Source organism: Vibrio sp. CK2-1 (genome assembly GCF_021726515.1).
In the GTDB taxonomy this organism is placed as follows: domain Bacteria; phylum Pseudomonadota; class Gammaproteobacteria; order Enterobacterales; family Vibrionaceae; genus Vibrio.
On the sequence record NZ_JAKKCJ010000004.1, the window covers coordinates 217,493 to 243,962 of the forward strand.

A 26,470-nucleotide genomic window follows, 5' to 3' on the forward strand; every position below is an offset into this window, starting at 1 on the left:
CCTGCATTGAAATTATTACTAGGAATTCATAATGACACACCACAACAAGCACCTATTTATTGGTGATATTCATGGTCAAGTTCATAAACTTGAAGCATTACTTTCCGAGATCTACATTGATTTAGAATCGACTCAATTGGTGTTTGTTGGTGATTTGGTTGATAACCGTAAAGGCTCTCGAGTCGATCATATCAAGCTATTAAATACCATTAAAACCTTAGTCGATGATGGAAAAGCGTCATGCATAATGGGAAACCATGAGTTCAATGCGATTGGTTGGGCATTACAAAAACCGGATGGCAGTTATTGTCGAGACCGTTTAAAGGCTGGCAACATAAAGCAACACGAATGCTTTATCGAGCAAGTTGGTGAAGATTCCGCTGAGCATCAAAAGTGGATTGCTTGGTTTAAAAAACTACCGTTATTTTTAGACTTTGGTTCGATACGCACAATACACGCATGCTGGCATCAAGAGAGCATTGATAAGCTGCGCTCGTATTTGAATCAAGATAACTCGTTAAAAGAACAGCATTGGTTCGATGCATTTGATAAGCAACATGAGCTTTACCATTTAATTGAAACACTACTGAAAGGCCCAGAAATATCCCTTCCTGATGGTTATTCATTTAAAGATAAAAGTGGTATCGAAAGACATAAAGTTCGAGTGGCGTGGTGGAAAGATCCTAAATCGATTAATTCCTATCAAGATCTTGCCGTTGTAGCCGAAGAACAAAAAGCGAATATCCCGAAAATTCCAGTTAAACCTTCAGCATTTAGTTTTAACCAAATTCTCGATGTACCAGTCGTAGTAGGGCATTATTCTTTACCGGGCTACCCTAAACCACAAAGCGAAATGGTCGCTTGTGTCGATTATAATGCTCAAAAAGAGGAATATCCTTTAGTCGGGTATTTATGGTCAAAACCAACGTCTACCCATAGCTCTTTATCCCTCTCAGGGGCTTTATCTCTGTCAGAAGATAGATTTTGCTACCAAGGCATCACCCGTTTTTTAGATACAACAGACGAACAAATAAGAGATGCATTTTATGATTCTCAGTATAAAAAGCTCGACAACTTGCCAGAATTACAATTAAAGCAGGAAGAACCGACTGAGGGTGCTTGTAATGAACAAGCCGAACAATATATAGAGAAACATGAAATTGCCTACGAACAAGTAGATGAATATCTGTTTACTGAATGGGATCCTATTGGTATCAGTGGAATTGAATGTTGTCGTGATGAGTACCAATATTATACGTACCGTGTTACTTGTTTCGCACTGTTTGGCTCTGTGCATGATCTAGCATTTTGTCTTTGGGGAATAATAGTTTTCATAATAGGTTTAGGCAGTGATTCCATGGAAGAACAAAATAAGATTAAGAAAGATTGTATTGAGCATGCACAGCGGTTAAAGCAGTTGGTTTGTGAGTGATGGTGTTTGTCCAACTGTAATCCCAACGACATAAAATGACGCATCTAGGGCTACTCTTTGGACTAGCCCTTTTTCATGTCCCAAATAGGAATGATGCGTGATTTTACATATACCACACAGCGGAACCGACACCTTAGGTTTCAACATTAGCCAGCATGACATTAACCGTGGTACGGATTGGTTTACTGATGAGCTTTTTTGGCATACGAATTCAGACTGCATTACACAGAAATACTCACGATTTATTGTGGATTGTGAACGCCTACCTGACGACATAGAGCCGATGGTTAAAGAAGGTTATGGCATTTGTTATCGCAAAGACTTTGATGGTAATGATCTGAATATTGAATTACCTAAAAAAGAAGAGATGCTCAAAATCTACCAAGAGCATCACCTAGCTTTAAATAAAGCGACTAACTTTATACTTTGTTATATCCCAGTTGTTTTTATTGTGGATTGCCATAGCTTTGGTGATGACCAAATCAAATCGGATGTGGATTTTTGTTTTGGCTTTAATGATGACTTTTCAAACTTCGACATGCTTGAAAAAATGAAAAAGCATGTAGAGCAAAGAGGTTACACGGTTGGCATCAATGATCCTTACAGCAATGCCATTGTACCAAGCCAACATTTTGGTAATGAGTCAGTGAAATCTATCATGATTGAAGTGAATAAACGTTTGTACTTAACGGATAGTTATCAAAAAAGTGAAGGTTTTGAAATGACAAAAACAGTGATTAATCAATTGCTAGAAATCATTTCCCAAGAGGAAGAGAGTTATGACTAGCTTGCTGGTTTTTGCAGTGGCGGACTCGGTAGAGGGAATGGATTCAACTTTGTAACACAATTGAGCTTACAACTGTTTCGCTTTTTTCCTGTTATAGGGTAATATTGCGCCAAATCGAAACACCTGTACGCTCAACTGGAATCTATTTATGTCTCTTGATGCTTATCATCTTATCCGTTTGTTTAAACACCAAGCTCAGCAACGCGCAGATCAAATTGCGTTGGAAGGCTTTGAAATTCAGGCTCCATGGAACCTTGTTACTTGGCAGAAGCTTGAAGAACAAACCGATAAACTGGCAAAAGTGTTAATTAACCTTGGTGTTTCAATCCAAGATAAATGTGCCATTCTTTCGCAAAACTGTCCGCAGTGGACGTGTGCCGATTTAGCTAGCTTAAAGGCTAGGGCGGTGATTGTTCCTATCTACCCAACCAGTACACTCGAACAAGCGCAATTTATTTTAAATGATGCCGAAGCTAAAGTGTTGTTCGTTAATGATGCGCAGCAGTATCAAATGGCGTGTGAACTTCAAGACGCTTTACCTAATATTGAATCGGTGATTGTGTTCGATGATGCAGTTGAGCTTAAACCGCGTCCAAACCACTGGCATCTTGATGAACTATTAACTGCTAAGTATGAAGTGTCAGAATCACACTCATCAGAATTAGCAATTCGAGTTAAACAAGCTCAGCTCGATGATCTAGTAACGCTTATTTATACCTCGGGTACTACTGGCGATCCGAAAGGGGTGATGCTGGATTACCGTAATTTTGCTTCTACGATCTCTCAACATGATGAAGTACTAGGCTTTACGGAAGGTGACACTTCTCTTGCGTTTTTACCCTTGAGTCATGTATTTGAGCGCAGTTGGTCATTTTATGTTTTAGCTCGTGGTGGTAAGAACGTTTACTTGCAAGATACAAACCGTGTTAAGCAAGCGATCAGCGCAACCAAACCTAATACGCTTTGTGTTGTGCCAAGATTTTTAGAAAAAGTGTACAGCGCAATTCAAGAACAAGTGACTAAAGGCAGCAAGGTTAAACAACTGATCTTTGCCTGGGCGATGAAGGTAGGCAAGAAGCAGTTTGAAGTAAGCCAAGGCCGTCGTGCATCAAGTGTTTTTCTTGAGTGGCAAAATACACTGGCGACAAAATTAGTCTTTAGTAAGTTGCAAAATGCGCTTGGTGGACGTTTGAAATTTATGCCTTGTGGTGGCGCAGCATTAGATGCAGACGTGGCAGGCTTTTTCCATGCGATAAATGTACCAGTGTTATGTGGCTATGGCATGACGGAAACCACTGCAACGGTAACCTGTAATACTATCGCGAACCGCGTAACTGGCTCGAATGGTCAACCGTTAAGCCAAACAGAAGTGAAGCTCGGGAAAGATAACGAAATTTTGATCCGTGGTGACATTGTCATGAAAGGTTATTACAACCGCCCTGAAGATACCGCAGAAACCTTTGAAGAGGGTTGGCTAAAAACCGGTGATGCTGGGCAGTTTGATGAAAATGGTAACTTGTATATTACTGATCGCATCAAAGAGTTAATGAAAACCTCTAATGGCAAGTATATCGCGCCTCAGCGAGTAGAAGGCAAAGTAGGCAGCTGTTCTTTCATTGAGCAAGTGGCGATTGTGGCCGATGCAAAAAACTATGTCACTGCGTTGATTGTTCCAGCGTTTGAATCATTGGATGCTTGGGCAAAAGAAAAGGGCATTCATTATGAATCACCGATAGAGCTATTAAAGCATAGTCATGTGGTTGAACATTTTGAACAACGTTTAAAGCATCTCCAAAAAGAATTGGCAGGCTTTGAAAAAATCAAAAAATTCACCTTGTTGCCAAAAGAATTCTCGATTGAAGACGGCTTGATCACGCCAACCTTGAAGCTGCGCCGTAAAAAGATTTACGAAAAATACAAAAAAGAAATTCAAGCTATGTATAAGGTTAAAAAGTCGTGATGGCTTAGAAAACAATTGTTTATGGTTTGTTATGAAAGGGAGGATAATTTATTTTATTCTCCCTTTATTATGTGTGATAAAAATCGTTTGCGTTGAAAATAATTTCTGTGTTATTTTCCGCCACAATCTCAAGGTTATCGTTAATTCTAACGATAGATTTACTTTAGGGGGATACGCGTAAGGACATTCAAGCTGATTGTGCCATTACGTATGAGTAGGTACTGTTAACATTGAGTTAATCAGTAGACGGGAACCGATGCGAAAGACATCCGCATTGTTATAGGAAGCCCAACTTTGAAAACATTAATCCAGATTTTAAAAATCAGCTTTACTCATCTTAATCGTTCAATTGTGGCCTTTTTGCGCACGATGAAGCGATCTCATATTACAAGTTTAAACTCTTACACTTGTACTCCGCTAAGCCGACGAAGTTCAAATATAACTGAACCTTGAGTTCTATTCGCTAACCTCTGATTTGCTTTTTGCATTTCTCGCCTATTGTTTGCAATTTTATTTGTAGGCAAGGGCTGTGTTTAGTGTCTTCAATTTGAAGTAATGACTTATTTTCATTGAAGTCGGTTTGGCTGGTAATTCAGTCAGTATTTAATATCAATACTCTTCATATTTGACATGGCAACGTTGTTTTGTTGATGGCGTTTGTAGTTCAAATTTCTGAGTAAATACCGTTTTAAGGGTTTATCAATGACCACTGCTTTTGATTTTGAGCTTAACCAAGCCCAAATGCCATTCACCACCAATATTCCTTATGTTGATGGTGTGTACGATCTTGCCCTTGACCAAGTACTGCTTGATCAAGAACAGCATGAATCAGCGGTTCGTTCTTATCCACGTCGATTACCTATCGCAATTAAACGTGCTTATGGCGCTTTAGTTGAAGATACCCGCGGCCAGCTGTTTTTAGATTGCCTAGCAGGCGCGGGAACCTTGGTGTTGGGTTATAACCATCCAGAAATCAACCAAGCATTAAAAGAGCAGCTTGATACGGGGCTGCCTTACCAAACTTTAGATATTACGACGCCCGCAAAAGATCGTTTTATTAAGCAGGTGAAATCATTCCTACCTGTAGATTTTGCTGAAAACTCAGTGATTCAGTTTTGTGGTCCATCAGGAGCCGATGCAGTCGAAGCGGCAATTAAACTAGCTAAGCAGACTACCGGCCGTAACACCATGATCGCTTTCCGTGGCGCTTATCACGGGATGACCAATGGCACTATGGGAATGATGGGGAATCTAGGTACTAAAGCACGTCGTACTGGCTTAATGTCTGATGTGCACTTTATGCCGTTCCCATATAGCCTACGCTGCCCGTTTGGCATGGGTGGCGATGAAGGTGCAAAGCAAAATATTCGTTATATCGAACGTATGTTGAATGATGATGAAAGCGGTATTCAAAAGCCAGCTGCAATTATTGTTGAGCCCGTTCAAGGTGAGGGCGGAGTGATCCCTGCACCTGCGTTTTGGTTACGCGAATTGCGTCGTATTACTCAAGAGCATGGCATTTTATTGATCTTTGATGAAATCCAATGTGGCGTGGGTAAAACTGGTCATAACTTTGCGTTTGAAGAGTCAGGCATTTCACCGGATATTCTTTGCTTATCGAAAGCGATTGGCGGCGGTTTACCAATGTCTATCTTGGTATTTAACAAAGAAATCGATACTTGGAATCCAGGTGAACACACCGGTACTTTCCGTGGCAATCAATTAGCCATGGTCTCTGGCGCAAAAGCATTAGAAATCATTCAACGTGACAACTTAGTTGAACATGCCAAAGTGGCGGGGCAATACTTACGTGCCGGACTAGAAAAAATTCAACAAGAAGTCGGCTGTATTGCGGAAGTTCGCGGTAAAGGTTTGATGCTCGGCGCAGAAGTAGTGCAACCAAGTGGTGAGCTGAATAAGTTTGGCGAGCCAGTATCAGCACCAGAATTAACGCTTAAGATCCAACGCGCAGCATTAGAGCGTGGTTTGATGATTGAAAAAGGTGGCCGTGATGGTTCGGTATTACGTTTCTTACCTCCTGTGATCATCAGTTTTGAGCAAATTGATTTCGCTTTAAAAACGTTAAAAGAAGCCATTATTGCTGCTGGCGGTGGTATTGATCCAACTAAACAAGCAGTTGAACATCAAGACTGGCAACAGCACTTTATTCAAACTGGCGCACACGGCGCAGACAGCTTTGAAAAAGCCATGAACCAAACGACTCAAGCAATGAAAGCAGTATTTGAAGCGGTAGATAAACCCTATTCTGGTATTGAGCCTCAACTGTTAAAAGCGCAAATCGAAGCCGTTAATCTTGATTCTAGTAACAGTGATTTGCAGCAGGTAATTAACAGCACAACAAACTTGGTTGCGAAGAACTCGGTTTTTGTTCAGCATCCAAATTGCATTGCTCACTTGCATACGCCGCCATTAGTACCGGCGATTGCAGCAGAAGCAATGATTGCCTCTTTGAATCAGTCAATGGATTCATGGGATCAAGCATCAGCAGCCACTTATGTCGAGCAGCGAGTGGTGGATTGGTTATGTGACCGTTATAACATGGGAGATAACGCGGATGGCGTGTTTACCAGTGGCGGCACGCAAAGTAATCAAATGGGCTTATTGTTAGCTCGTGATTGGATTGCTGATAAATTAAGCCAGCATTCGATTCAAAAGCTCGGTCTACCAGATTACGCCGATAAATTACGTATCGTATGTTCGAAGAAATCTCACTTCACGGTACAAAAAACAGCGTCGTTAATGGGGCTAGGTGAAGCGGCGGTTGTTTGTGTGGATACTCATAATGATGGCACGATTAATACCGATGCGATGGCCGACACCTTAAACCAATTAAAGGCAGAAGGCTTAATTCCATTTGCGATGGTAGGGACTGCCGGCACGACCGATCACGGCGCGATTGATGATTTAAATACCTTAGCCGATTTAGCATTAGCTCATGATATGTGGCTGCATGTTGATGGCGCTTACGGTGGCGCGTTAATTCTAAGTAGTCATAAAAACCGTTTAGCGGGTATTGAGCGAGCTCAATCAATCAGTGTTGATTTCCATAAGTTGTTCTATCAACCAATCAGCTGTGGCGCAGTGTTGGTGAAAGATAAGGCCAACTTTAAGTACTTGCTGCATCACGCGGACTACCTAAACCGTGAAACCGATGAACTGCCAAACTTAGTTGATAAGTCAATGGCTACCACACGTCGTTTTGATGCTTTGAAAGTATTCATGACAATGCAAAGTGTCGGGACTAAAGCGTTAGGTGAAATGTACGATCACTTGATCGATCAAACCCATGAAGTGGCACAACTTGTCGCGAATAATGCCGCGTTTGAACTTCTGGCTCCGCCGGCACTTTCAACGGTATTAATGCGTTACAGCAACGCTAACTTGAGCGAGCAAGTGTTAAATGACTTAAACCGTCAAATTCGCATTGAAGCTTTGGTTCGTGGTGTGGCGGTATTAGGTGAAACCACTGTCGATGGTAAAGCGGCGCTGAAATTCACTATTTTGAATCCATGCTTAACCTTGAGTGATTTTGAAGCATTACTAAATGATGTGACAGAATTGGCTCAAGTGCTTACAGCGGAAAATGCATTAACTCATTAATTTATGTTCTGGGCAGTATTCAGACCAATCTGCCCATTCTTATACTTATTTTTAATTGTTCTATTAGAACGAAAGTAATTTAACCCTCAAGAAGGAAGGTGACTTAAAGATGTCTATTTTACAAATTGGCGCAGGTGGTGTTGGTTGGGTAGTGGCGCATAAAGCGGCTCAAAACAATGATGTACTAGGTGATATTACGCTTGCGTCTCGTACGATTGCGAAATGTGAAAAAATCATCGAGTCGATCAAAGGTAAAAACAACCTTAAAGACCCATCGAAGAAATTAGAATCACGATTTGTAGACGCCGATGATGTGGCATCTTTAGTAGCGCTCATTAATGAAGTTAAACCTGATCTAGTTATTAATGCGGGCCCTCCGTGGGTGAACGTGACTATTATGGAAGCGTGCTACCAAGCGAAAGTGTCTTACCTAGATACTTCAGTGGCGGTGGATTTATGTAGTGAAGGCCAGCAAGTACCAGAAGCTTACGATCCACAGTGGGCGTTCCGTGAAAAATTCGCTGAAGCGGGTATCACAGGTATTCTAGGGGCAGGTTTTGATCCGGGCGTAGTGAGTGTGTTTGCCGCTTACGCTGTTAAGCACCTATTTGATGAAATCGACACCATTGATGTAATGGATGTTAACGCCGGTGACCATGGTAAGAAGTTTGCGACTAACTTTGACCCTGAAACCAACATGCTTGAAATCCAAGGCGATTCTTTCTATTGGGAAGAGGGTAGCTGGAAGCAAGTTCCTTGTCATACACGTATGCTTGAATTCGATTTCCCAAATTGTGGTGAGTTTAAAGTCTACTCAATGGCGCATGATGAAGTTCGTTCAATGCAGGAATTCATTCCAGCTAAACGTATCGAATTCTGGATGGGCTTTGGCGATACTTATTTAAACTACTTCAACTGCATGAAAGATATCGGCCTATTAAGCCCAGATCCTGTGACCTTACAAGATGGCACGGTAGTTGAACCACTTAAAGTATTGAAAGCATTGCTGCCAGATCCAACATCTCTTGCACCGGGCTACACAGGTAAAACGTGCATCGGTACTTGGGTACAAGGCACAAAAGATGGTAAAGCGCGTAGCGTGTTTATCTACAATAACGCTGATCACGAAGTGGCTTACCAAGATGTTGAACATCAAGCGATTGCCTACACCACAGGTGTTCCTGCCATTACCGCAGCTCTGCAATACTTTAAAGGCAGCTGGAATGAAGCCGGCGTGTTCAACATGGAACAGCTAGATCCAGATGGCTTCCTAGAAACAATGCCAAGCATCGGTCTTGATTGGCATGTTCAAGAGTTAGAACCGGGTCAGCCGAAGATTAATATTCTAAAGTAAAGCCGTATCTCGTTGCTCGTGTTTCGTTACTCGAGTAACGCTGGCAGACTCAATTAATAACAACAGCCATAGCATTCGTTATGGCTGTTTTATATCTTTTTCGAGAAGCATCGCGCTCTAGAACCGAGAAACGCAGTGCTCGAGAATCGTTCTATGGAATTATCTATGCCTAACAACCTTCCAACCCCTTACTTCATGATCAATGAAGATAAACTTATCCATAATCTTGAAATCGCTAAGCGCTTAAAAGAGCTAAGTGGTGTAAAGCTAGTTTTGGCTCTGAAGTGTTTTTCTACTTGGGGCGTGTTTGACATCATCAAACCGTATCTTGATGGCACAACCAGTAGTGGGCCTTACGAAGTGATGCTTGGCCACGAAACTTTTGGTGGTGAGAACTCTGGAAAAGAAAATCATGCGTATAGCGTGGGTTACAGTGAAGAAGATGTAAAACAAGTGGTTGGCATTTGTGACAAGATGATCTTCAATTCCCTAAGCCAGCTTGATGCGCATCGTCATTTGGTGGAAGGAAAGGCATCCATCGGTGTACGTCTAAATCCGGGGGTGAGCCGTGCAGGACAAGACTTAGCCGATCCTGCTCGTCAGTTCTCACGTTTAGGAGTACAAGAGACCCAATTAACCAGTGAGTTGTTTGATGAGCTTGATGGCGTAATGTTTCATATGAACTGTGAAAACAAATCAGCTGATGACTTCATTGAATTACTAGATAGCATTTCACAACGTTTTGGTGCCTACCTTGATAAGCTTGACTGGGTAAGTCTAGGCGGTGGGGTATTCTTTACTTGGCCAGGTTATGAGGTTGAAAAACTTGCGCAAGCGTTGAAATCATTTAGCGAAAAACATGGTGTGCAACTTTATCTTGAACCGGGTGAAGCCATTATTACTAAAACGGCCGATTTAGTGGTCACCGTTGTTGATATCGTTGAAAACGGCATGAAAACAGCGATTGTCGATTCAGCGACCGAAGCGCATCGTTTAGATACGTTAATCTACAATGAACCTGCGTCAATTGGCGAAGCCTCTGAAAATGGAGAGCATGAATATGTAATTGGTTCATGTTCATGCCTGGCGGGTGATCAATTCTGCGTTGCTAAATTTGATGAGCCATTAAAAATAGGTCAGCGTTTGCATATCCTTGATAGCGCAGGTTATACCATGGTGAAACTCAATTGGTTTAATGGCCTGAAAATGCCAAGTATTTACTGCCAACGTAGTAATGGCTATATCCAAAAGCTAAACGAATTCGATTATCAAGATTTCAAACGCTCGCTATCTCAATGGTCAGTTAAATAGCCCACTCAAGTGCAGAATAAGAAATCTAACTTGAAAGCCGTGTTGTCTGTTTAGGTCACTTTAAACTTAAATGGTCATGCGGCTTTTGCATTCTGTAAGGTGGGGCGGTAGAGTGCTGCTACCTGTATTGAAAAGGGATATCGTTTCATGAAAATTATCTATTCCGGTGTTATTGATTCTCACGGTGAAGCCGCTGCTAATCTCTTGAAAGATTTTCTGTTAAAGAACCAAGATAAAATTGAGCGTCAGCTCATTCCAAATTTAGATTACATCGATCCTAGAGCACTTAATGATAATGGTATTCAAATTATAGATGTGACTCACTTGGGGGAGGCACGTTACTCGCTTGCTTATCAGTATGATTGGTTCGTGTTTAGCCCTTGCACAGATACCGATTTAAAAGGCACGGACAAAAATAAAGTGACGTTAACCGTATTAGATTCCGGCGAATTAGAGTTTGATCTTTCAGCGCTAGGGCATTAATAAAAAAGGACTTCGCTGAGAGTAGCGAAGTCCTTGTTGTAGTGGTTAATCAGAATAATTTAAATAGCACTAGATTATGATTTCTCAGCTTGAGGTTGTGCGTTGACCGATGAGTCATCTTGAACTGTTTTTCGTGACCAGTACCCAGCCAAGATTGAGCCTGAAATATTATGCCAAAGCGAGAATAATGTTCCCGGCATAGCTGCTGCTGGTGTAAAGAATTTCATAGCAAGAGCAGTAGCAAGACCTGAATTTTGTAAGCCTACTTCAAACGCAATAGTACGCGAAATAGTTTCATTAAAGCCTAATAAACGACATCCCCAATACCCTGCCAATAAGCCAAATCCATTATGTAGAACAACTGCAAGAGCAATGATTGGACCTATCGCTGCAAATTGAGATGCATTGAGCGCAATAACGATACCAATAATCATCACAATGGCAGCCATTGAAATTAGGGGAAGGATGGAATCAAGTTTCTTCGTGACATCATGGAAGAATTGGTTAATGAAAATTCCGATTGCCACTGGTAGTAATACAATCTTCACTAGGCTCATCAACATTGCTGCTGCCGGAACGTCAACGGCTTGTCCTGCTAAAAGTTCAGATAGAAATGGAGTAAGAAGCACGCCTAGTAATGTTGAAATTGCGGTCATAGATATAGAAAGTGCCACATCGCCCTTGGCTAAATAACACATTACATTAGATGATGTACCACCGGCTACGCTGCCGACTAATACCATACCAACCGTTAGTTCAGGACTAAATCCTAGAATATAACTGATCAGCAAGGCGACAAGAGGCATAACCGTAAATTGTAAAATGATGCCAATCGTAACGGCCAATTTTTGTTTAACGACATTCGCAAAATCACTGGCTTTCAGTGTTAGCCCCATCGACATCATAATCACAACCAATAAAGGCACGATATAAGATTTTAATGGCTGAAAAATGGTTGGCTGCATATAAGCCAAGATGGATATTAAAATTGCCCATACTGGGAATAATTGAGTAATCGTCCGTAACATTTGGTTCTCCTTTTTATAGAAGTCCAGAATGCCATATTTAACATTTTTGTCACGTTTGAATTTTACTCTTCTTTCGACAGCGTAGATGTCACATCAATGACTCGAGTACCTTGGGTGATCGCTTCTAGCTCTGCAATTACATCTTTAATATTCGTTTCTTCTGGAATAGTAATACTGAATTGCGAGGTAAATAGATTCGCGCTGATGCCATTTTCGCCTGCGAGAAATAGGCGCTGAGTATCAATGCTTAAAATATTAGCGCGTTCTCGCTCTAAGATGTGAGTGAGTTCTTTAATGATCCCTGCTTGTTCTTGGCTATCAAAACGTAATTCATACACGTCATCTTCTGCGTGTTTAGTTTCTTGTGATTGCACAAAGTGAGCTTGTAAACCTGAGGCTTCGTCAAATGCCGTTTGAATCATTTCTAGGCTTGATTCAGGGCACTGAATTTTGATTAATCCTGCAACTTGATCATCGAGGTAATTAATTTTACTAATAATCCAACTACCGCCATGTTCATGAGTTGCGTGAGCAAGGTGCTGTAGTGTTTGCGGGGTAGCGTGGCCAGAAATATTGGCAATAAAGAGTACCTTGTTTGTCATGGAAACCTCATCATCAGTGAAGTACTTAAGATAATTTTAGTATAGATAAGAGTGATTGATGTAAGAATAAAGTTCTAAAAGCTCAGCAGTTATGTTTCAATCATTTGATTAAAGAAAAGACAAATAAGGACGAAAAATGGTGAGAGTATCAATGCTCAGCACGGGCGAAGAGGTTTTGCATGGTGATATTGTTGATACCAATGCGTCTTGGTTATCGGAATTATTTTTTGAACAAGGATTTGCGATTCACTACCGCAGCACGGTCGGTGATCAGTTAGAAGAATTAGAAAGCGAAATTACCGCGTTAAGCTTGAAAAGTGATGTGGTAATAGTTAATGGTGGTTTAGGGCCAACAACCGACGATCTTAGTGCATTAGCCGCAGCGAAAGCACTTGGCGTGGAGTTAGAGCTTAATCAAGAGTGGTTAGAGATTATGACTCAGTATTTTGCTCGCCTCGGTCGCCCAATGGCGGCAAGTAACGATAAGCAAGCGATGCTGCCTATTGGTGCTGAAATGATCAATAACCCTGTGGGGACGGCTTGTGGTTTTAGTATTGAGCTTAATAATGCGGTGGTATTTTTTACTCCTGGTGTGCCGTTTGAATTCAAACGTATGACAACCGATGAAATTTTGCCGCGTTTGAAGCAACGCTTTCCAAGTGTTGAAAGGCTGGAATGTAATAAGCTTTATACCTTTGGTCTTGGTGAGTCGGGGATTGCTGATCGTTTGAAATCGGTGAAATTGCCTGATGGTTTCAGCCTAGGTTATCGCTCTTATATGCCGTTTATTGAAGTAAAAATATTCAGCCCTTATCAAGATCCGAATGTCGAACAAGTGATTGAGATAATTAGCGGTGAGTTAGCCGAATTTACGCTTTCAATCAACCAGCCTTTAATTGCGGCGGTTGGCCATTTACTAGAGCAAAGCCAAACACAGATCTCGGCACTAGAGCAGGTCACTGGTGGGGAAATTGCTCGCAGTTTATCACTGGATGTAAAAGCTCAAGAGCAGTTCATACAAAGTGTGGTTGATAATAAAGCACAACCATTATCAGAACTACAAGATGCACTATTGATTGCTGATGAATACCGTCAGGATACCCAATCGGATATTGTGGTTGGTAGCTTCAAAATGGAAGACGAAAGTATTGCTTTGGTTCTGATTTCTGCTGAATATCATTTTGCTCAGCAAGTTTCATTGACACGAGACTACCCATTGAAATCGCAACAGATATTATTGTCTACCGTGATGCTAGATATGGTGAGAAGATACTTGCAACAAACCAGCATGTTAGCAACGTTAAGCCACTTTGAACGTTTGGCTTTTATTGAAGGTTAACCTTTGGTGATAAAATCATCAAATGAGATTGATTTTCAATTGCATGACATTCACATGACAAATGTGACATCCATCTTAAATATTGTGCGCGCATATTTAACAAAAGGTGCTTCGCATGAAATCAACTCTTTATCTTTCTTCTTTTGCGCTGCTATTTTCTTCTGCTTCAGCTCTTGCTTCGGATGATACAACATCAACGGAGCAAGGGCAGTTTAGCGGTGGAGCAAAGCTTGGCTTTCTGTATTCTAATGCTTCCACAACGTCTACCTCTCTCAATACGGGTGGTTGGTTGAAGTATGAGAAAGCGAAATGGACTCATGACTTCTCGGGCAGTAGTTACTATACGAAAACGTCAGATTCAGACGAAGATGGCACGAATAAATATGAGCTAGGTTATAAACTGTCTTATCAAATTGCTGATAAGTATAAAGCGTTTGTTGATAACCGATATGAACATGATCAGTTTGAAACTTACCGCGATGTTTATTCGGTGACTGCGGGTATTGAAAGGGCATTAGTCGATACGGAAACGACAAAAGTGAATATCGGTGGTGGCCCAGGTTATCGTTATAGTAAGCGCCAGCCTAGTGATGTCGATCATCCAAGCCAAGTGAATGAAGACGTTATTGCCAATGGTTTCTTAAATGCCAAAACCAAGGTAACCGATACTTTATCGATTGGTGGGGATGCTGAAGTCGATTACGGTGAATCGAATACTACCTATACTTTAGGGGCGAATTTAAAGAACATTTTAGTGGGCGATGTTGCTTTAGTATTTGATGCTGAATATGTTTATAACACCGACGTTGCTTCAGATAAGAGCAATGACGAAATCTATACTACAGTGAGCATCAGCTACGACTTTTAATTAGACTAGTTTACATTAGATAGAAAACGGGCTTGTGAATTAATCACAAGCCCGTTTTTTATTGGTAGTAGTAAAGTTAAGCAAACCGTTGCGTTACGCCCTTTTCTTTACAGTTTGATATCGAACATTTTTCAGTACCACATCCGATTTTGCTTTGCAGATACAAGGCAGAATTTCTTTAGGATGGGTGAAAGCCAAAGCAAATCCAATGTATTCCACGTCACCTGATTCTAACTCACATTTACAAGCACCACAGTGACCATCACGACATTGAAATTCAGGCTCAAGACCGGCTTTTTCCATCGCATCGAGTAGGGTTTGTTGTGGGTCGATATTCAGTTGAGTGATCCCATTAATTTGCAGTGATTTCATTACAGTTCGAAATCTCCGAAGTCATCAGAGCCAATTTCGTTATCAATTTGACCTACTAGGTATGAACTGATTTCCGCTTCTTGTGGAGCGACTTGTACGTTGTCTGATGATAACCAAGCATTGATCCAAGGGATAGGATTGCTGGTGGCTTCAGGATAAGCAGCATCAAGGCCAACCGCTTGCATGCGGATGTTTGTAATGTACTCAACGTACTGACATAAAATATCTTTATTTAGGCCAATCATAGAGCCATCTTTGAATAGGTATTCTGCCCATTCTTTTTCTTGCTCAGCGGCTTGCTTAAACAGGTCAAAACACTCTTGCTTACATTCTTCAGCAATTTGCATAAAGCTAAAGTCATCTTGACCATTACGTAAGATGTTTAGCATGTGCTGAGTACCGGTTAAGTGAAGCGCTTCATCACGAGCAATCAGTTTGATGATTTTCGCGTTGCCTTCCATTAACTCACGCTCTGCGAAAGCAAATGAACATGCAAAGCTTACGTAGAAACGGATCGCTTCTAGTGCGTTTACAGACATTAAGCAAAGGTAAAGCTGCTTTTTCAGATCATGAAGTTTGATTTCAACCGTTTCACCATTAAGAACGTGCGTACCTTCACCATGACGGTGGTAGTCATTGGTTAAACGGATCAGTTCATCATAGTAATGGGCAATATCACGAGCACGTTTAACGATGTATTCATTTTCAACGATATCGTCAAATACTGCGCCAGGATCGTTCACGATATTACGGATAATGTGCGTGTAAGAACGTGAGTGAATGGTTTCAGAGAATGACCATGTTTCAATCCACGTTTCTAATTCTGGTAGAGACACTAGAGGTAGTAGGGCAACATTTGGGCTACGACCTTGAATAGAATCAAGCAGTGTTTGATATTTTAAATTGCTGATAAAAATGTGTTTCTCATGATCAGGTAGCTTGTTGTAATCAATACGATCGCTTGATACGTCAACTTCTTCAGGACGCCAAAAGAAGGATAATTGCTTTTCGATTAGTTTTTCGAAAATCTCAAATTTTTGTTGGTCATAACGTGCAACGTTAACCGATTGGCCAAAGAACATCGGCTCTTTGAGTTGGTCATTTTTCTTCTGATTAAAAATTGTATAAGCCATGTTAACCTCTTAAATGAACGGTCTGGGAACCATCCATGCGCTAGTGATATGTTGAAGAGCTTTCACTGAGCGATTTCTTGGGTAGTAATTGAATGAAAGCAGCCTGCAACAGGGCAGGCTACGTTATTTCAAGTATTTAATTAGATCTTACAACCGCCGCCGGCGCAATCATCATCTTCAACAACTGCCGCTGTATCATTTTGATCGTCGCTCGCACCATCACGAGTGTTATGGTAGTAAAGCGTTTTAAGGCCATATTTATAGGCAGTTAATAGATCTTTCAACAATAACTTCATTGGTACTTTGCCGTTGGCTTGTACGCTAGGGTCGTAGTTAGTGTTGGCAGAAATAGATTGGTCTACGAATTTCTGCATAATGCCGACTAGGTGTAGATAGCCATCATTTGATGGGATACGCCATAGTAGTTCGTATTGATCTTTAAGTGCTTGGTATTCTGGCACGACTTGCTTCAAGATCCCATCTTTTGATGCTTTCACTGAAACGAATCCACGTGGTGGCTCAATACCATTGGTTGCGTTTGAAATCTGAGAAGAAGTTTCAGATGGCATTAACGCGGTTAAGGTAGAGTTACGTAAACCGTGAGTGGTAATTTCGCTGCGTAGCGATTCCCAATCAAGGTGTAGTGGTTCATCACAAATGGCATCTAAATCTTTCTTATAAGAGTCGATTGGAAGAATGCCTTTTGCGTAAGTCGTTTCATTGAATGATGGACATGCACCTTTCTCTTTGGCTAATTCAACCGAGGCTTTCAGCAAGTAGTATTGGATTGCTTCAAAAGTGCGGTGTGTTAGGCCATTTGCACTACCATCTGAATACTTCACGCCATTTTTCGCAAGGTAGTAAGCGTAGTTAATAACACCAACACCTAGAGTACGACGGTTCATCGTTGCTTTGCGAGCTGCTGGAAGTGGGTAGTCTTGGTAGTCAAGTAGAGCATCTAGTGCGCGTACGACAAGATCCGATAGCTCAGCAAAGTCATCAAGTGATTTAATTTCACCTAGGTTAAATGCAGATAGAGTACATAGGGCAATTTCGCCTTCTTCATCATCAACATTACTTAGAGGTTTGGTCGGAAGCGCGATTTCTAAACATAAGTTAGATTGACGAACCGGCGCAACACTTGGGTCAAATGGGCTGTGAGTATTACAGTGATCGACGTTTTGAATGTAGATACGGCCTGTTGAAGCACGCTCTTGCATTAACAGTGAGAATAACTCAACCGCTTTAATCGTTTCACGTTTGATAGATTGATCGGCTTCATACTTAACGTAAAGCTCTTCAAACTTAGCTTGGTCTTCAAAGAATGCATCATATAACCCAGGTACATCCGATGGAGAGAACAGGCTGATATTCGCCCCTTTGATTAAGCGAGCGTACATTAGCTTGTTTAACTGCACACCGTAATCCATGTGACGAACACGGTTCTCTTCAACACCACGGTTGTTTTTCAGTACTAATAGAGACTGAACTTCACGGTGCCAAATAGGGTAGAACACGGTTGCTGCACCACCACGAACGCCGCCTTGAGAGCAACATTTAACCGCAGTTTGGAAGTATTTATAAAATGGAATACAACCCGTGTGGAAAGCTTCACCGTTACGGATCTCAGAGCCCTGCGCACGAATACGACCAGCATTAATACCAATACCTGCACGTTGAGAAACGTAACGAACAATAGAGCTTGCTGTTGCATTGATTGAATCTAGGCTGTCACCACATTCGATTAATACACATGAACTGAATTGACGAGTAGGGGTACGAACACCCGCCATAATTGGTGTTGGTAATGAAATCTTAAAGGTTGAGACCGCATCGTAAAAACGCTTAATGTAGTCTAAACGAGTTTCTTGAGGGTATTTGGCAAATAGACAAGCGGCAACAAGGATATATAAAAACTGAGCGCTTTCGTAAATTTCTTTTGTTACACGGTTTTGAACAAAGTATTTACCTTCAAGCTGTTTTACCGCTGCGTATGAAAAGTTCATGTCACGGTTGTGATCAATGAAGCTATCTAATACTGCAAATTCTTCAGCGGTATAATCTTCTAATAAATGTTTATCGTATTTACCCATATCAATCAGTTTTGAAACATGATCGAATAGTTTTGGTGGCTCAAACTCGCCGTAGGCTTTTTTACGAAGGTGGAATACCGCTAGACGTGCAGCTAGGTATTGATAGTCAGGACTTTGCTCTGAAATAAGGTCGGCTGCAGATTTAATGATGGTTTCGTGAATATCAGAAGTGGTGATGCCATCGTAAAACTGGATATGAGCTTTTAGCTCTACTTGAGAAACAGAAACATTTTGCAGGCCTTCTGCTGCCCATGTGATCACTCTGTGGATCTTTTCAAGATCGATCGACTCTTTCTGTCCAGTACGTTTTGTGACTGTCAATTGTTCGTTCATTCGAAATGCGTTCCCTAAACTAGATGAATTCTAAGCTGCAACGTTGAATTATTATGGTATTGGCAAGCTTTTTGTGCGGATTCCGCTCTACCTTACTTTGAAGGTTAAACACTATATGTTGGGTTACCCCTATAGCTGGGTTACAAGATAGTGCGAAAAGACGTGAGTTTCAAGATTTGGATTTCTCTCAAGTTGTGGATAACGTTTGGATAGAAAAATTTCTGTAAGTAGATACTAACCTATGCGCTAACGTATTCCTTGAATAGGGAGATTTTGAAGATCCAATATGATGATTTTATACTCAAGAGAAAAAATATTTCGCTTGATCTTTAAGAGAAAATGATCCCGAAATGAGCGGTTGAATTTGTGGATGATCAAGCACATTTTATAAAGAAATAAATGTAATAAAACGCTGATTTATGGTCAGCGTTTTTTGTGATAGGAAACGTGAAATTAAGCTTTATTCTTCGTGTGAATGATATAGTTCACATCAACGTTTTTTCCTAATGAATAGCTATCTGTAAGTGGGTTGTAATGTAGGCCGGTGATGGATTGCTCTTGAAGTGATGTAGAGTCGACCATTTTCAGTAATTCCGAAGGACGGATGAACTTACTATGATCGTGAGTGCCTTTCGGTACTATCTTCATCACTTGCTCGGCACCGACAATGGCAAACAGATAAGATTTTAGATTACGATTTAATGTCGAGAAGAACACATGGCCGCCTGGTTTAACTAATCGTGCGCACGCTTGAATAACCGATAAAGGATCAGGAACGTGTTCTAGCATTTCCATACAAGTGACTACATCGTATGTTTGCGGACATTGATCAGCATGATCTTCGATAGTGCTCTGTATATAGCTAAGCGTCACGCCAGACTCTAATGCATGTAACCTCGCCACTTCTAAAGGCTCTTTACCCATATCAAGACCGGTGACATCCGCGCCTTCTTTCGCCATGCTTTCGGCGAGGATGCCACCGCCACAGCCGACATCAAGTACTTTCTTACCAAATAGCCCTTGTGCGCTATCAAGTACAAAGTTTAAGCGAAGAGGGTTGATTTGGTGTAATGGTTTAAATTCACCATTTAAATCCCACCAACGAGAAGCCATATCTTCAAATTTTTTAATTTCGGCAGGATCAACGTTTTGTTTAGTCGTCATATTGGTCATTCTTCAAGTCATCAAGATGTGATTAATATATCAGGAAAGAGAAGGGCAATGAAATCCTGACTGTGAAATTGAGAAAGTTAAAGTGATTGATAAAAAGCATAAATTTGAATCTAGCTCAATTTTTCTGCAGTTAAAGCGTGAAGTAGCCATCAAGTGATTAAAACTGCCATGAAATAGATGCCTGATTTATGATTTCTGTGTTATATTTTTAGACCTTGTGCGTATCGCTATTTGTAATGAAGTACGCGATCAAAAAGAATAGAGGGATAATGGCTCTATGAGCGATTTAGCTAAACAAATTACGCCAGTAAATATTGAAGATGAACTGAAAGGTTCATATCTTGATTATGCGATGTCTGTCATCGTTGGTCGTGCACTTCCAGATGTTCGTGATGGTTTGAAACCGGTTCACCGCCGTGTTTTATTTGCAATGAACGTTCTGGGTAACGATTGGAATAAGCCTTATAAAAAATCAGCCCGTGTAGTCGGTGACGTAATCGGTAAATATCACCCACATGGTGATAGCGCTGTTTACGATACGATCGTACGTATGGCTCAACCATTCTCACTTCGTTACATGCTTGTTGATGGCCAAGGTAACTTTGGTTCTATCGATGGTGACTCTGCGGCGGCGATGCGTTATACCGAAGTTCGCATGTCTAAAATGGCTCATGAGTTATTAGCCGACCTAGATAAAGAAACGGTAGATTACGTCGACAACTACGACGGCACAGAAAAAATCCCAGCCGTTTTACCAACAAAAATTCCAAACTTACTTGTGAACGGTTCTTCTGGTATCGCAGTAGGTATGGCAACTAACATCCCACCACATAACCTAGGTGAAGTGTTAGATGGCTGCCTGGCATATATTGATAATGAAGATGTGACTATCGATGAATTGATGGAACACATCCCTGGGCCAGATTTCCCAACTGCTGCTTTAATCAGTGGTCGTAAAGGCATTATCGACGCTTACAAAACCGGTCGTGGTAAAGTTTACATGCGTTCTAAAGCGCATATCGATACCGACAAAAATGGCCGTGAAACGGTTGTTGTGACTGAAATTCCATATCAAGTTAACAAAGCTCGTGTTATTGAAAAAATTGCCGAGTTAGTAAAAGACAAGAAAGTGGAAGGTATCAGTGCATTACGCGATGAGTCAGATAAAGACGGCATGCGTATTGTTATTGAATGTAAGCGTGATGCAGTAGGTGAAGTGGTTCTTAATAACCTATATGCACAAACTCAGTTGCAAACGACTTTCGGTATTAACATGGTTGCGCTAGATAATGGTCAGCCGAAGTTATTCAACCTAAAAGAAATGTTGAAGTGCTTTGTTGATCACCGTCGTGAAGTAGTAACACGCCGTACTATTTTTGAACTGCGTAAAGCTCGTGACCGTGCACACATCTTAGAAGCACTTGCACTGGCACTTGCCAACATTGATGAAATCATTGAATTGATTCGTAATGCACCGACACCAGCAGAAGCGAAAGCGGGCCTAGTCGCTCGTGGTTGGGATCTTGGTAATGTAGCCGCAATGCTTGAACGTGCCGGTACTGATGCTGCACGCCCTGATTGGTTAGAAGACAACTATGGCATCCGCGATGGTCAATACTTCCTAACTGAGCAACAAGCACAAGCGATTCTTGAATTACGTCTACACCGTTTAACTGGTTTAGAGCACGAGAAGATCCTTGACGAATACAAAGCACTTCTAGATGAAATTGCAGAATTAATTCATATCTTATCGAGCACAGAACGCTTGATGGAAGTGATTCGTGAAGAGCTAGAAGCGGTTCGTGAAGGTTTCGGTGATGCTCGTCGTACAGAAATCACAGCAGCAAGCCATGATATCGATATGGAAGAGCTGATTGCTCAAGAAGATGTTGTTGTGACACTTTCTCACGAAGGTTACGTTAAGTACCAAGTATTAAGTGACTACGAAGCTCAGCGTCGTGGTGGTAAAGGTAAGAGCGCAACTAAGATGAAAGATGAAGATTTCATCGAACGTCTGCTGGTTGCTAATACTCACGATAATATTCTTTGTTTCTCAACTCGTGGTAAAACTTACCGCTTGAAGACATACCAACTACCGCTTGCCAGCCGTAATGCTCGTGGTAAACCAATCGTCAATATCTTGCCGTTAGAAGAAGGTGAGCGTATCACTGCTATCTTACGTGTTGATGAGTTTGCTGAAGATAAGTTCATCTTCATGGCAACTGGTGACGGTACGGTTAAGAAAACGTCTCTAGCAAGTTTTGCTAATGTTCGTTCAAATGGTTTGATTGCCGTTAACCTACGTGATGATGATGCGCTAATTGGCGTTGATATCACATCAGGTGAAGATGAAATCATGTTGTTCTCGAAAGAAGGCAAAGTGGTTCGCTTTAGTGAAGAACATGTTCGTGCAATGGGCCGTACCGCAGCAGGTGTTCGTGGTATTCGTCTTGCAGATAACGATCAAGTTGTGTCGTTGATTGTCCCATCAAATGATGGTGGCGATGTTCTGACAGTAACGGAAAATGGTTACGGTAAGCGTACCGTTATCACGGAATACCCAACTAAGGGCCGTGGTACGAAAGGTGTTGTATCGATTAAAGTATCTGAGCGTAATGGACAAGTGGTTGGTGCAATCCAAGCCCTTGAAGCCGATGAGTTTATGATGATCACGAATGCGGGCACACTTGTTCGTACACGTGTATCGGAAGTAAGCCAAGTTGGCCGTAATACTCAAGGTGTTACTCTGATTCGTACTTCAGAAGATGAAAAAGTTGTAGGTCTACAGCGCATCGAAGAAGTGGAAGAAGACGAACTATTAGAAGCTGGTGTGGAAGTTGTTGATACTGACGAAACCCAATCAACATCTTCTGATGATGCTGCTCAAGCTGATACTAACGACGAAGAGTAATCTCTTTTAGTTATACGAAAGATAGAAGCCGGAGGTGATACTTCCGGCTTTTTTATATTTAAACTAAGTCGGTTTTACTTGATTAGTTAATCGAATGTAATAATATAACAATATTGATTGGCCGATGTGATATAGCCCTCATTTTTATCTGTGTTTAGAGTATGTTTAAGATAAAATATCGAGGGAGCATTATAAGAATAAGTGAGAAAGATTATGGCGGAAGTTCGTGCCAGAGTGGATTTAAAAGTAGGTAAAAAAAGCGAAATTGACGCTGAAATCCTGTCCTTTGCAGGCTTGAAAACGGATAAAGAACACATCGCAATTATTTTTAAATCAGCAGATAAGAACCCTCAAGCGCCTTTAGTTCGCATGCATTCAGAATGTTTAACGGGTGATGTTTTTCATTCATCGCGCTGTGATTGTGGCGAACAGCTAGATGAAACCATTGAGAAAATGGGCCAGAACGGTGGGATTTTATTGTATCTACGTCAAGAAGGGCGTGGTATTGGCTTATATAATAAAATTGATGCTTATCGCTTACAAAGCCAAGGCATGAATACCTACGAAGCGAATAACCATTTAGGCTTTGGTGATGATCTACGTGACTTTTCTGAAGCGGCACAAATGTTGAAAGCGCTCGGTATCAATAAAATTAAGTTAATAACGAACAATCCTAAAAAGATGAAAGAGCTTCAAGAATTTGGGATTGAGCTTGAAGAAGTGATTCCAACCCATGTGCATATCAAACATGGCAACGAAAGCTATTTAAAAGCAAAAGCCTCACACGGTAAGCATCGACTTAAATTTGATTAATTAACCCCAGATTAGATTCTAAGGCCTCTCATTGTAGAGGCCTTTTTTATGTTTAACAGTTGTAAAAAATTTGTAAGTAAGTATTATTCTCAAACCCAACTGCAAGTGATAATGATTTTCACTCGTATGATTTATACAAGGATGAGACATGCTTAATCTTCGAACTTCTTCACTGATCATTTCAAGCCTTCTAGTGACAGGTAATACCGCTTTTGCTGCATCGGCACCGAAAGATGTGGTTTCGAACTACGCCAATATTGCTTACGCGGTGTTTGACGATGCTTATATTACGGCTCAGCAATTACAAACGGCTATTGATGCTTTAATTGAAAAGCCTTCAGCCGAAACGCTAGAACAAGCACGCAAAGCTTGGTTGGCTTCGCGTGTTCCTTATCAACAATCAGAAACTTTTCGTTTTGGTAATGCCATCGTAGATGATTGGGAAGGGCAGCTAAACGCATGGCCACTTGATGAAGGCCTAATTGATTATGTAGCAGATGGTTACCATCATGAATTAGGCAATGAAGGCGCTCAAGCCAATATTATTGCAAACAAAAGCATTCAAGTGGGTGCGGATAAAATTGATGCTTCTAAAATTACACCCGAATTATTGGCAAGTTTAAATGAACTCGCTGGTTCTGAAGCGAATGTTGCGACGGGTTATCACGCCATTGAATTTTTATTATGGGGACAAGATCTACACGGCACTGAAGCCGGTGCTGGTGAGCGTTCTTATACCGATTATATCCAAGGCGAAGGCTGTACCAATGGTAACTGTGATCGCCGAGCTCAATACTTATCCGCAGCCTCACAGCTTCTCGTTCAAGATCTGGATTGGATGAAAGGTCAATGGGCAGCAGAAGGTAAAGATAATTACCGTAGTGCTTTGTTGCAACAACCTGCTGAAGAAGGTCTGCGTAAAATGTTATTTGGAATGGGTTCGTTATCATTGGGTGAGCTTGCTGGTGAACGTATGAAAGTGGCACTAGAAGCCAACTCTACAGAAGATGAGCATGACTGTTTCTCAGATAATACACATAACTCGCACTTTTATAATGAACAAGGGATTTATAACGTATTTAACGGCTCTTATACACGAGTTGATGGTAGTGAAGTGAAGGGTGCCAGCATTAAAGATCTCGTTGCGGATAAAGATAAAGCGGCGGCAGATGCGATAGCAAAACAGTTTGATGAGACGCGCGCTAGTGTTCATAAATTGGTTGAGTCTGCTGAAAACAACAATCAACATTTTGATCAGCTAATTGCGGCGAATAATAAATCTGGAAATGAATTAGTCAATAACGCGATTAACTCATTGGTAAAACAGACAGAAGCGATTGAAAAAGCAGCTGGTTTAGTCGGAGTGACCAGCTTGACTCCAGATAATGCAGATCACGAGTTTTAATCAATAGAAAATGGACAAGGGCTCTGAAAATGAGCCCTTACAGGATGTACCATGAAAGCTTCTTTTTTCCTCACATTGACATGCTTACTATTTCCACTTACTACCGCTGCTTATGGTGTCAAATCTGGTGGTGATACCAGTACAAATAAGCAAGGTAACAACGCCTATTCAATGCCTGCCAATAATTTACCTATCTCAAAGCGTTTAGATTTTAGTGTCGGTAACAGCTTTTTTCGTAACCCTTGGGTACAGGCACCGGCAACAACGGATGCACGTGATGGTTTGGGTCCGTTATTTAATACCAACGGTTGTCAAAATTGCCATATCAAAGATGGAAGAGGCCATCCGCCAGAAGAAGGTGAAGATCAAGTCGTTTCTATGTTGGTAAGAATGAGCATTCCAGCATTAACTGCAAATCAAAAACAACAATTGATCGTTTCGGGAGTCATTCCTGAACCGACTTATGGCGATCAACTTGAAGATTTTGCCATTCCTAACGCTAAGCCCGAAGGCAAAGTGAAGATTGAATATGAAACGTTTAAATTGAGCTTTCAAGATGGTGAAGAAATTGAACTAAGAAAGCCTCACTTAACTTTGCATGATTTAAATTATGGTGAATTACATCCAGAGACTATGTTATCGGCACGCGTTGCCCCTCCAATGATTGGTTTAGGCTTATTGGAATCGATTCCTGTCGAAACACTGCAAGATATCGCGGATAAGCAGTTAAAAGACGGCCAGGGGGTTTCAGGTAAATTAAACCAAGTATGGAATGTACAAACACAATCCACAGAGGTAGGGCGCTTTGGTTGGAAGGCCGGACAACCAACATTGAACCAACAAAATGCCGCAGCCTTTAATGGTGATCTTGGTTTAACCAGCACATTGTTTCCCAATGAAAACTGCTCACCAAAACAAACCATTTGTTCTGAGTTACCTAATGGGAATAGTGCGGATAGTGAAAATGCAGAAGTGAGTAATAAGATCATGAAATTTGTCGAATTTTATTCACAACATCTCGCGGTACCAATTCGTCGTAATACCAATGATCCTGCGGTTCAACGTGGACAAGTATTATTTGCGGAGCTTGATTGTGCCTCTTGCCACATTCCAGAATTAAAAACAGCTAAGCGCGATGAGCTTCCTTCTTTGTCAGAACAAACTATTCATCCTTATAGTGACTTACTCTTGCATGATATGGGTGAAGGGTTGGCAGATAATCGCCCTGAGTTTCTTGCGAATGGCCAAGAATGGCGAACACCACCACTTTGGGGAATTGGCTATACAGAAGAAGTCAGTGGCCACCAATACTTTTTACATGATGGGCGCGCTCGAAACTTGATGGAAGCGATTGTGTGGCATGGTGGAGAAGCTGAATCAAGCAAACAAAAAGTGATGCAATTAAATAAATCAGATCGTGATGCATTAATTGCATTTTTAAACTCTCTTTAA

The 26,470-nt window shown here is 41.2% G+C and carries 19 protein-coding genes; 13 read left to right on the plus strand and 6 right to left on the minus strand.

Annotated elements, in window-relative coordinates; translation table 11 throughout:
* Positions 1-31 precede the first annotated feature (31 nt).
* The 7 genes from L3V25_RS12110 to L3V25_RS12140 all read left to right on the plus strand — a co-directional run bounded on the left by L3V25_RS12110 (position 32) and on the right by L3V25_RS12140 (position 10,948).
* Positions 32-1,432, plus strand: a complete 1,401-nt coding sequence (locus tag L3V25_RS12110) for a metallophosphoesterase (RefSeq protein WP_237295631.1) — start codon at positions 32-34, stop codon at positions 1,430-1,432.
* Positions 1,433-1,529: 97 nt separating this feature from the next.
* Positions 1,530-2,219 carry an N-formylglutamate amidohydrolase gene (locus tag L3V25_RS12115; protein ID WP_237295633.1) on the plus strand — a complete coding sequence of 230 codons (690 nt, stop codon included), beginning with the start codon at positions 1,530-1,532 and terminating at the stop codon, positions 2,217-2,219.
* Positions 2,220-2,367: 148 nt separating this feature from the next.
* Positions 2,368-4,179, plus strand: coding sequence for a long-chain fatty acid--CoA ligase (locus L3V25_RS12120; RefSeq protein ID WP_237295635.1), 1,812 nt, complete (start codon positions 2,368-2,370; stop codon positions 4,177-4,179).
* Positions 4,180-4,881: 702 nt separating this feature from the next.
* Entirely contained in the window at positions 4,882-7,800 is a 2,919-nt protein-coding gene (locus L3V25_RS12125; RefSeq protein ID WP_237295636.1) for a pyridoxal phosphate-dependent class III aminotransferase, read from the plus strand.
* A gap of 109 nt (positions 7,801-7,909) precedes the next feature.
* Positions 7,910-9,154, plus strand: a complete 1,245-nt coding sequence (locus L3V25_RS12130) for a carboxynorspermidine synthase (RefSeq protein ID WP_237295638.1) — start codon at positions 7,910-7,912, stop codon at positions 9,152-9,154.
* Between the two features lie 165 nt (positions 9,155-9,319).
* Entirely contained in the window at positions 9,320-10,465 is a 1,146-nt protein-coding gene (nspC, locus tag L3V25_RS12135; RefSeq protein ID WP_237295640.1) for a carboxynorspermidine decarboxylase, read from the plus strand.
* 147 nt (positions 10,466-10,612) lie between these two features.
* Positions 10,613-10,948 (plus strand): hypothetical protein, encoded by a 336-nt coding sequence (locus L3V25_RS12140; protein WP_237295642.1) that lies wholly within the window; start codon positions 10,613-10,615, stop codon positions 10,946-10,948.
* A gap of 74 nt (positions 10,949-11,022) precedes the next feature.
* On the opposite strand, the gene L3V25_RS12145 is transcribed toward L3V25_RS12140, so the two are convergent.
* Positions 11,023-11,976, minus strand: a complete 954-nt coding sequence (locus tag L3V25_RS12145) for a bile acid:sodium symporter family protein (RefSeq protein ID WP_237295644.1) — start codon at positions 11,974-11,976, stop codon at positions 11,023-11,025.
* A gap of 62 nt (positions 11,977-12,038) precedes the next feature.
* Entirely contained in the window at positions 12,039-12,578 is a 540-nt protein-coding gene (locus L3V25_RS12150) for an ACT domain-containing protein (RefSeq protein WP_237295646.1), read from the minus strand.
* A gap of 136 nt (positions 12,579-12,714) precedes the next feature.
* Between L3V25_RS12150 and L3V25_RS12155 the strand changes: the two genes are divergently transcribed.
* Positions 12,715-13,917: a CinA family nicotinamide mononucleotide deamidase-related protein gene (locus L3V25_RS12155; protein WP_237295648.1), complete on the plus strand. Its 1,203-nt coding sequence runs from the start codon at positions 12,715-12,717 to the stop codon at positions 13,915-13,917.
* 115 nt (positions 13,918-14,032) lie between these two features.
* Positions 14,033-14,785 carry a DUF481 domain-containing protein gene (locus tag L3V25_RS12160; protein WP_237295650.1) on the plus strand — a complete coding sequence of 251 codons (753 nt, stop codon included), beginning with the start codon at positions 14,033-14,035 and terminating at the stop codon, positions 14,783-14,785.
* A gap of 93 nt (positions 14,786-14,878) precedes the next feature.
* Here L3V25_RS12160 and yfaE read toward each other — a convergent pair whose 3' ends face one another.
* The 4 genes from yfaE to ubiG form a co-directional block, all read right to left on the minus strand.
* On the minus strand, positions 14,879-15,157 hold the full coding sequence (gene yfaE / locus L3V25_RS12165; protein ID WP_237295652.1) for a class I ribonucleotide reductase maintenance protein YfaE: 279 nt from the start codon (positions 15,155-15,157) through the stop codon (positions 14,879-14,881).
* Positions 15,157-16,290: a class Ia ribonucleoside-diphosphate reductase subunit beta gene (gene nrdB / locus L3V25_RS12170; RefSeq protein WP_237295654.1), complete on the minus strand. Its 1,134-nt coding sequence runs from the start codon at positions 16,288-16,290 to the stop codon at positions 15,157-15,159. Before nrdB ends, yfaE begins: the two co-directional genes overlap by 1 nt.
* 140 nt (positions 16,291-16,430) lie before the next feature.
* Positions 16,431-18,716: a class 1a ribonucleoside-diphosphate reductase subunit alpha gene (gene nrdA, locus L3V25_RS12175; RefSeq protein WP_237295656.1), complete on the minus strand. Its 2,286-nt coding sequence runs from the start codon at positions 18,714-18,716 to the stop codon at positions 16,431-16,433.
* Between the two features lie 453 nt (positions 18,717-19,169).
* The gene (gene ubiG, locus L3V25_RS12180) at positions 19,170-19,880 is read right to left on the minus strand and encodes a bifunctional 2-polyprenyl-6-hydroxyphenol methylase/3-demethylubiquinol 3-O-methyltransferase UbiG (protein WP_237295658.1); all 711 of its coding nucleotides are present in this window, start codon (positions 19,878-19,880) and stop codon (positions 19,170-19,172) included.
* Between the two features lie 286 nt (positions 19,881-20,166).
* Between ubiG and gyrA the strand changes: the two genes are divergently transcribed.
* The 4 genes from gyrA (at position 20,167) to L3V25_RS12200 (ending at position 26,470) form a co-directional block, all read left to right on the plus strand.
* Positions 20,167-22,800, plus strand: a complete 2,634-nt coding sequence (gene gyrA, locus L3V25_RS12185) for a DNA topoisomerase (ATP-hydrolyzing) subunit A (RefSeq protein ID WP_237295659.1) — start codon at positions 20,167-20,169, stop codon at positions 22,798-22,800.
* A 213-nt stretch (positions 22,801-23,013) separates the two neighbouring features.
* On the plus strand, positions 23,014-23,613 hold the full coding sequence (ribA, locus tag L3V25_RS12190; protein ID WP_237295661.1) for a GTP cyclohydrolase II: 600 nt from the start codon (positions 23,014-23,016) through the stop codon (positions 23,611-23,613).
* A 148-nt stretch (positions 23,614-23,761) separates the two neighbouring features.
* A complete protein-coding gene (locus tag L3V25_RS12195) occupies positions 23,762-25,018 on the plus strand; it encodes an imelysin family protein (RefSeq protein WP_237295663.1) in 1,257 nt (418 codons plus the stop codon).
* Between the two features lie 51 nt (positions 25,019-25,069).
* Positions 25,070-26,470 (plus strand): di-heme oxidoredictase family protein, encoded by a 1,401-nt coding sequence (locus L3V25_RS12200; protein ID WP_237295664.1) that lies wholly within the window; start codon positions 25,070-25,072, stop codon positions 26,468-26,470.

Bases quoted from the DNA above. Each gene is read 5' to 3' on its own strand.
- L3V25_RS12155 (WP_237295648.1), top strand. From the start codon at position 12,715: ATGGTGAGAGTATCAATGCTCAGCACGGGCGAAGAGGTTTTGCATGGT.
- L3V25_RS12140 (WP_237295642.1), top strand. From the start codon at position 10,613: ATGAAAATTATCTATTCCGGTGTTATTGATTCTCACGGTGAAGCCGCT.
- L3V25_RS12160 (WP_237295650.1), top strand. From the start codon at position 14,033: ATGAAATCAACTCTTTATCTTTCTTCTTTTGCGCTGCTATTTTCTTCT.
- nrdB (WP_237295654.1), bottom strand. From the start codon at position 16,290: ATGGCTTATACAATTTTTAATCAGAAGAAAAATGACCAACTCAAAGAG.
- nrdA (WP_237295656.1), bottom strand. From the start codon at position 18,716: ATGAACGAACAATTGACAGTCACAAAACGTACTGGACAGAAAGAGTCG.
- ribA (WP_237295661.1), top strand. From the start codon at position 23,014: ATGGCGGAAGTTCGTGCCAGAGTGGATTTAAAAGTAGGTAAAAAAAGC.
- L3V25_RS12110 (WP_237295631.1), top strand. From the start codon at position 32: ATGACACACCACAACAAGCACCTATTTATTGGTGATATTCATGGTCAA.
- L3V25_RS12150 (WP_237295646.1), bottom strand. From the start codon at position 12,578: ATGACAAACAAGGTACTCTTTATTGCCAATATTTCTGGCCACGCTACC.
- L3V25_RS12120 (WP_237295635.1), top strand. From the start codon at position 2,368: ATGTCTCTTGATGCTTATCATCTTATCCGTTTGTTTAAACACCAAGCT.
- L3V25_RS12145 (WP_237295644.1), bottom strand. From the start codon at position 11,976: ATGTTACGGACGATTACTCAATTATTCCCAGTATGGGCAATTTTAATA.
- L3V25_RS12200 (WP_237295664.1), top strand. From the start codon at position 25,070: ATGAAAGCTTCTTTTTTCCTCACATTGACATGCTTACTATTTCCACTT.
- L3V25_RS12195 (WP_237295663.1), top strand. From the start codon at position 23,762: ATGCTTAATCTTCGAACTTCTTCACTGATCATTTCAAGCCTTCTAGTG.
- nspC (WP_237295640.1), top strand. From the start codon at position 9,320: ATGCCTAACAACCTTCCAACCCCTTACTTCATGATCAATGAAGATAAA.
- yfaE (WP_237295652.1), bottom strand. From the start codon at position 15,157: ATGAAATCACTGCAAATTAATGGGATCACTCAACTGAATATCGACCCA.
- L3V25_RS12130 (WP_237295638.1), top strand. From the start codon at position 7,910: ATGTCTATTTTACAAATTGGCGCAGGTGGTGTTGGTTGGGTAGTGGCG.
- gyrA (WP_237295659.1), top strand. From the start codon at position 20,167: ATGAGCGATTTAGCTAAACAAATTACGCCAGTAAATATTGAAGATGAA.
- L3V25_RS12125 (WP_237295636.1), top strand. From the start codon at position 4,882: ATGACCACTGCTTTTGATTTTGAGCTTAACCAAGCCCAAATGCCATTC.
- ubiG (WP_237295658.1), bottom strand. From the start codon at position 19,880: ATGACGACTAAACAAAACGTTGATCCTGCCGAAATTAAAAAATTTGAA.